The organism is Haladaptatus sp. (assembly GCF_049589095.1).
Taxonomy (GTDB): domain Archaea; phylum Halobacteriota; class Halobacteria; order Halobacteriales; family Haladaptataceae; genus Haladaptatus.
Genome location: NZ_JBAWAC010000633.1, coordinates 1 through 6,661 on the forward strand (window position 1 = coordinate 1; position 6,661 = coordinate 6,661).

Below are 6,661 nucleotides of genomic sequence, written 5' to 3' on the forward strand. Positions count from 1 at the left end.
GAGTCTGGGACGTCATAGACAAGGTCCGCTACAGAGGGAAACAATGACCAACATCGCACTTATTGTACTTGACACTCTACGAAAAGATTACTTCGATAAACATTTCGATTGGCTCCCTGGCACTCGATTCGAGAACGCATGGAGTACAAGCCACTGGACAGCGTCAGCCCACGCATCGTTGTTCACCGGAAAATACCCGAGTGAAGTCCCGGTAAACAAAAAGAACGAGTTCTTTCCTGCGACCGAAACATCTATTGTCGAACGGCTGTCGGAAAGCGGCTATCGGACGCGCGGGTTCACGTCGAACATATATATGTCCTCTAACTTTAACTTCGACAAAGGGTTCGACGAACTCGAAACGTCGTGGCGAGTCAAACAAATCCCGAGCGAAAACACGTTCAATTGGGGAGCGTTCATCTCGACGCATCGGGACGAGGGACCGTCACGCTACTTCAAAGCACTCTATCAGTGTCTCACCGACGATTCTGACACGATCCCGTCGTTGAAATACGGGTCCAAGATGAAACTGAACGATCTCGGTATCATCACGCACGAAGACGAAGGGAGCAAGCGAGCGTTGGAGTTCGTTCGGAAATCAAATTTCGACACGGACGGAGAGTTTCTTTTCTTGAATCTCATGGAAGCACACGCTCCCTACGACCCTCCGGAAGAGTACAAGATGGTCGAGCGACCCAAGATAAACAAACGGCGGCCGTCGCTAACTGGTGGCTACGATGATCCGGAATGGCCACGCACCGCGTACGACGACGCTGTTCGATACCAGTCGGATATTTACGAGAAAATATTCCAGGCGGTTCGGGAAGACTTCGATGTGGTCATCACTGTGGGGGACCACGGCGAAATGCTCGGGGAGGACGACACGTGGTTGCACTGGATCGGAATTCGTCCGGAAGTGAGCCACGTTCCCCTCTGTCTCTCCGGTGATGTGGATATTCCGGACGCGGAGAGCGTAACGAGTCTCGTAGACGTTCACGCGACGCTCGCGGACCTCGCCGACCTCGACATGCCGAGTCCGAGAGGAGAATCCTTGTTGCGGTCTACGAACCGCGATTCGCGGCTTGTCGAGTATCGAGGGTTGTCCCAGCGTCGACGGGAAGTCGTCGAGAAGGTCGGAGGGGATCCGGACGAGTACGACCGGGACTGTTACGGAATCGCGGAGATGCGGTATCACTACGACACGCTCGACGGATTCGTCGGTGACAAAGAGTGGCAACCGAGGATTGCGGAAGCGGTTGAGTCGCTGAACCTCGAACGGGCGGAAGATGACCGCGTTTCGGACTCCGTGATCGAACACTTAGAAAACCTCGGCTATGCGTAATCGACCACGCCTGGGCGCTATCGTCTCGATACTCGGTTGATTGCAAACGACAGGGAATTGCGGTTCGAGCACACGATAAGGACAGAGACACTCGGATGGATTGCCCCTCATGGATGAGATATGACCGAAGCGACTGACGTGAGTCTCGGCGGCGAGACGGCGAAGGCGACGATTGCCAAGTTTGCGATGGCCGCAGTCGGGTTTCTCGCCAGTATTCTCTTCGCACGGGAACTCGGGCCGCGAGCGTTCGGTGGCTACTACTTGCTGTTCAGCGTGACGAAGCTCGCGGATCGACCGCTGATGGGATGGGCGACGGCGACCAAGAAGCGATTCGTCGATGACGAGACGAAACGACGGGAACTCGTCGGCGCACAGTTCCTCTTCAACGCGGCCTGGATTCTCATCGCGGCGGCAATTGGGTTGCTGTTGGCCGACCGTTTCCGGTCGTACAGCGGTGTCACCATGGCTCCGCTCCTGTTCGTGGTCCTGCTCTTGTCAGAGTCGAACTATGAAGCCTTCGACCGCATACTGACTGCCAGTGGTCGTGTTGGACTCTCGACGTGGACTGACGCACTTCGGTCGTATCTCACGCTCCCGTTGCAGTTCATTTTCGTGTTCGTCCTCGTTGGGTACGGCGTGGACGGAATGGTGTACGGTCTCGTGGGTGCGACGGTACTTACGCTTCCTATCGTCTTCTACTATATCGGGACGAGACCGGCGGTTCCGTCGGTCGATACGTTCGCCAGCCTCGCGAGATACGCTAGGTACAGCATTCCGACTGATTTCTTCACTACTCTTTACAACCGACTCGATATGATTCTGCTTGGGGTGTTGTTACTACCAGCGACGGCAGCGAACTACGAAGTCGCGGCGCAGTTGACGTCCCCCGCGACGTTCGTCGCGACGCTCGCCGGAAGTGGCCTGATGCCACGCGTCAGTCGGCTTTGGTCGGACGGGAAAGTAGTCGGACAAGAGGTCACGAACACGGTTGCGTTTTCGAGCATTTTCGCCGTGCCTATCTTCTTCGGTGCGCTGGCGATCCCACGAGCGCTCGTCGTAACTGTGTACGGCCCGGAGTACACGCTCGGAGTGTCTCTCCTCGCGGGTATCGCAGCTTATTGTGTGCTTTCGACGCAAACGACACCGTTGATCCAAACGCTCAACGGTTTGGACCGGCCAGACGTGAATATGCGTGCGTCGAGTCTTGCACTCACGATCAACGTCGTTCTCGGAGTGATTCTTACACTTCGGTTTGGCCCGATTGGTGTCGTCGTCGCCTCCCTCATCGCGGAAACGACCATCTACGTGCTCACTGCGGTCGTCGTTAAACGACAGGTACCATCGGTGAAACTCCTACCGCGACCACTCCGCATCCAGTTCAGTGTCGGTGTGGTGATGTTCTTCGTTGTCTCCGCAGTCCAGCACATCGTCGTGGTCTCGTCGTGGTTCGACCTCGGCATCTTGGTCGGTGTAGGTGGGGTAACGTACATCGGCCTGTTGGTGGTCCTGAGTCAAGAAGTTCGTGGGCACATCACAACTACCCTTCGTGGTTCTCGCGCGGAACGGTATCTACCGGGACGTGTGCTCAGATGACAGTGTTGGATATGATGATACTTTTTCACTCTCCACCGGATTTTCCCATCGTCTAGTAACTGACACAATTCATACAATATCGCGGTCTTGGGCGTGCATTTCATCCTGGTATCATAAGGCTTATGCGCGTTTTGCCAAATTCTCCACCAGATGAGCCAAGGCACCGAACAGGTCGAGGACACCTCCACTTCCACTACTTCAGTCCTCGACTATATCGAACACTGGTACCACATCCCTGTACTCGTACTGTTACTGGGATTCATGTTGTGGGTACGCCTCCAATCGTACGACAACTTCCTTATCAATGGGAAGGTGTACCTCTCCGGTAACGACGCGTGGTATCATCTCAGACAAGTACAGTATACAGTCAATCATTGGCCCGCGACGATGCCGTTCGATCCCTGGACGTACTATCCGTTCGGGACGAGCGTCGGTCAGTTCGGAACGTTTTACGACCAACTCGTCGCCACGGCGGCGCTGATCATTGGGCTGGGGGATCCGTCCCACCACACGGTTTCACTAACACTCCTCGTCGCGCCAGCGGTCTTCGGCACGCTCGTCGCCGTCCCGACGTATCTCATCGGGAAGCGACTGGGCGGCCGACTGGGCGGCCTCTTCGGCGTTCTCGTGTTGGCGCTCATTCCGGGGGTCTTCTTGAACCGTGGTTTGGTCGGATTCTCGGACCACAACATCGTCGAGCCCTTCTTCCAGACGTTCGCCGTGCTGGCGATGATGATCGCGATTTCGGCCGCGGAACGCGAACGCCCCGTCTACGAACTCCTCTTGGATCGTGATTTCGCGTCGGTTCGCCGCCCCCTCGGCTACAGCGTCCTCGCGGGAATCGCGACCGCGATGTATCTCTGGGTGTGGCCGCCGGGCGTCCTCCTCATCGGCATCATCGGCGTGTTCTTCCTGCTGAAACTGACGGCGGATTACGTGCGCGGTGTCAGTCCCGACCACCTCGCTTTCGTCGCCTCGATCAGCATGGGTGTGGCCGGGTTCCTCTTGCTCGTCCCGCTCGGAACGATTGCGTTCAGCGCGACGAAGTTCTCCTTGCTCCAACCGTTCATGGCGTTCGCCATCGCGATCGGCGCGGGATTCATGACGTGGCTGGCACGCGAATGGGACGACCGAAACCTCATGACTACGGGCTACCCGCTGGCGATCTTCGGTATTATCGCCGTCGGTGCTCTCGTCGTCTCCGTCGTCCTGCCGAACCTGTTCCACCTGATTCAGGAGAACCTCGTTCGCTTCGTCGGGTTCAACGCGGGCGCAGCACAGCGCACCATCGGTGAGGCAAAACCGTTCCTGAGCAGCGGCGACTCGCTGACGTCGGCGGTCGTCCCCCAGTACGGTTTGATGTTCTTCACGGCCATCATCGGCGCGTTGGTGATGGTGTGGCGGTCGGTGTCGTCGAACGAGAACGACGCCGAAAAGATGCTCGTGCTCGTATGGTCGGCTTTCATCCTCGCCGCCGCGTTCACGCAGGTGCGCTTCAACTACTACCTCGCGGTTCCGGTCGCGGTGTTGAACGCCTACCTCTTCGGGTGGGTGCTCGGACTCGTCGGCTTCGGAAAATCGACCGGCCAAACGATCCGAAACGCCGAACTGTATCAAGTGCTCGCCATCTGTTTCGTCTTCCTGCTGGTCGTCCCCGGACTCGTCATGCCCATGTCGGTTGGGGGGTCACAGACCTACACGGCACAGACGGTCGGTAACAACACCGGACCCGGTGCGATCACGCAGTGGGAAGGCAGCCTGCAGTGGATGCAGGGCAACACGCCACAGGAAGGCAACTACGGTGCCGGAAACAACAGTTCGATGGCCTATTACGGCACGTACACGCAAGGTGACGGCGACTACGACTACCCGAACGGGTCGTACGGCGTCATGTCGTGGTGGGACTACGGCCACTGGATCACCACCAACGGGGAACGGATTCCGGACGCCAATCCGTTCCAGGAAGGTGCGACCACCGCTGCGAACTATCTGCTCGCCCAGAACGAGTCACAGGCCAACGCCATCCTCGACAACATGGGCGATTCGAACGAGCAGACCCGCTACGTGATGGTCGATTGGAAGATGGTCGAGACGAAGGGACAGAGTGGGAACGTCAAGTTCTTCGCGCCGACCGTCTTCGACGACAACGTCTCGTCGAGTGACTTTGTCGACTACATCTACACCAACAGCAGCTACATCACTCAACACAAGCAGGCGTACTACAACAGCACGATGGTTCGCCTGTACAAGTACGACGGGAGTTCCGTCGATGCGCAACCCGTCGTGTTGGACTGGGATCTGACCACGTACCAGGGTCAGACGTACAAGATCAATCCGCAGGTGAAGAAGTTCGACACGATGAAGGAAGCCCGTCAGTACGTCAAACAGGACGGCTCCTCGCAGATAGGCGGTATCGGACCGTATGCGAGTGAGGACATCCCGGCGCTTCAACACTACCGTGTCGTCCACGAGAGCCAATCCACCGCGCTGCGCTATGGCTCCACGCACTACCAGGTGTTCGCACAGCGGGCACAACTCCTGCAACAGGCTAACGTCTCCGTTCAGGATTACTTCCGCACGTCACCCTCGTGGGTGAAGACGTACGAGCGCGTTCCCGGCGCGACGGTGCAGGGAACCGGTCCGGCGAACACCGAGATTACCGCGTCGGTGCAGATGAAATCCGCCACCGGCGGCACGTTCACCTACACCCAGAAGGCGACGACGGACGCGAACGGGAAGTTCACCATGACGCTCCCGTACTCCACGACCGGCTACGAAAAGTGGGGCACGGACGAGGGGTACACGAACACCAGCGTTCGTGCCAACGGTCCGTACGAGTTCTCGACGCCGAAAACGCTCGGCGACGGCGGGGTCACGTTCAAGAACGCGACCGCGCAGGTCTCGGAGGGCAAGGTCATCGGCGAGGATAACTCGCCGGTGACGGTGTCGGTCACGAACCAGCAGACGGTTCCGGTCGAGGGCGCGAACAACTCGTCCAGCAACAACTCGTCGGCCGGTTCCGCACCGAGCAACGCAACGGGCGGCAACTCCTCGGCCGGAAACGGTTCGGTCGGAGCGAACAACTCGACTAACAGTTCGACCAACAGCAGTTCGCTCCCGAGTCCCGCGGCACCATCGACGCGCGCCGGTCTCGTCGGCACCTTCGCGGCCGCGATGGTCGTCTCGCGTCGGGACTGAATCGGATTTTGCGTTTTTCGTTCGTCTCGGTTTTCGTTCGGTTTTCCCGTTGTTTCCCGTTCATTTTCTTGTCTTTTTTCCGTCCTTTTCCCTTGTCTCTCGGCTCACACGTTCCAGCCCACATTCTCATATCGGAGCGTGTCGTAGACACCGACGTGACTGGTGACGAACGCGAGTCCGGTAGCGTCGAGCGCGGATGGGAATCGTTTTTTGATTCGACCGGAAACCCCGGGGCAATGCGTGGCCTGCTGACTATCTACCTGAAAGGAGTCTGCATGGGGTCCGCCGACGCGGTCCCCGGCGTCTCCGGCGGAACGATTGCCCTCATCACGGGAATCTACGAACGGCTCATCTCCGCCGTCGCGTCCTTCGACCCGCGAATCGTGCCGAGTATCCTCCGCGCGTACGACCCCGACGAACGCGCAGTCGTCCGCGAGATGCTTGCCGAAATGGATATCCCGTTCCTGCTCGCACTGGGTGCGGGAATCGCAACGGCAGTCGTCGCGGTGACGGGTGCCGTCACGTGGGGAA

Annotated in this window: 4 protein-coding genes; all 4 read left to right on the top strand. The window is 58.3% G+C overall.

Annotated features, from left to right (window positions below; genetic code table 11):
- Window positions 1-43: 43 nt before the first annotated feature.
- On the top strand, window positions 44-1,339 hold the full coding sequence (locus WBV42_RS20085) for a sulfatase-like hydrolase/transferase (RefSeq protein ID WP_423987604.1): 1,296 nt from the start codon (window positions 44-46) through the stop codon (window positions 1,337-1,339).
- Window positions 1,340-1,459: 120 nt separating this feature from the next.
- Entirely contained in the window at window positions 1,460-2,932 is a 1,473-nt protein-coding gene (locus tag WBV42_RS20090; protein WP_423987605.1) for a polysaccharide biosynthesis C-terminal domain-containing protein, read from the top strand.
- Between the two features lie 150 nt (window positions 2,933-3,082).
- Window positions 3,083-6,130, top strand: coding sequence for an oligosaccharyl transferase, archaeosortase A system-associated (locus WBV42_RS20095; RefSeq protein ID WP_423987606.1), 3,048 nt, complete (start codon window positions 3,083-3,085; stop codon window positions 6,128-6,130).
- 236 nt (window positions 6,131-6,366) lie between these two features.
- The coding region (locus tag WBV42_RS20100; protein WP_423987607.1) for an undecaprenyl phosphate translocase family protein at window positions 6,367-6,661 on the top strand (295 nt) is incomplete at its 3' end.

Coding starts and splice junctions, on each gene's coding strand:
- WBV42_RS20085 (WP_423987604.1), top strand. CDS start 44: ATGACCAACATCGCACTTATTGTACTTGACACTCTACGAAAAGATTAC.
- WBV42_RS20090 (WP_423987605.1), top strand. CDS start 1,460: ATGACCGAAGCGACTGACGTGAGTCTCGGCGGCGAGACGGCGAAGGCG.
- WBV42_RS20095 (WP_423987606.1), top strand. CDS start 3,083: ATGAGCCAAGGCACCGAACAGGTCGAGGACACCTCCACTTCCACTACT.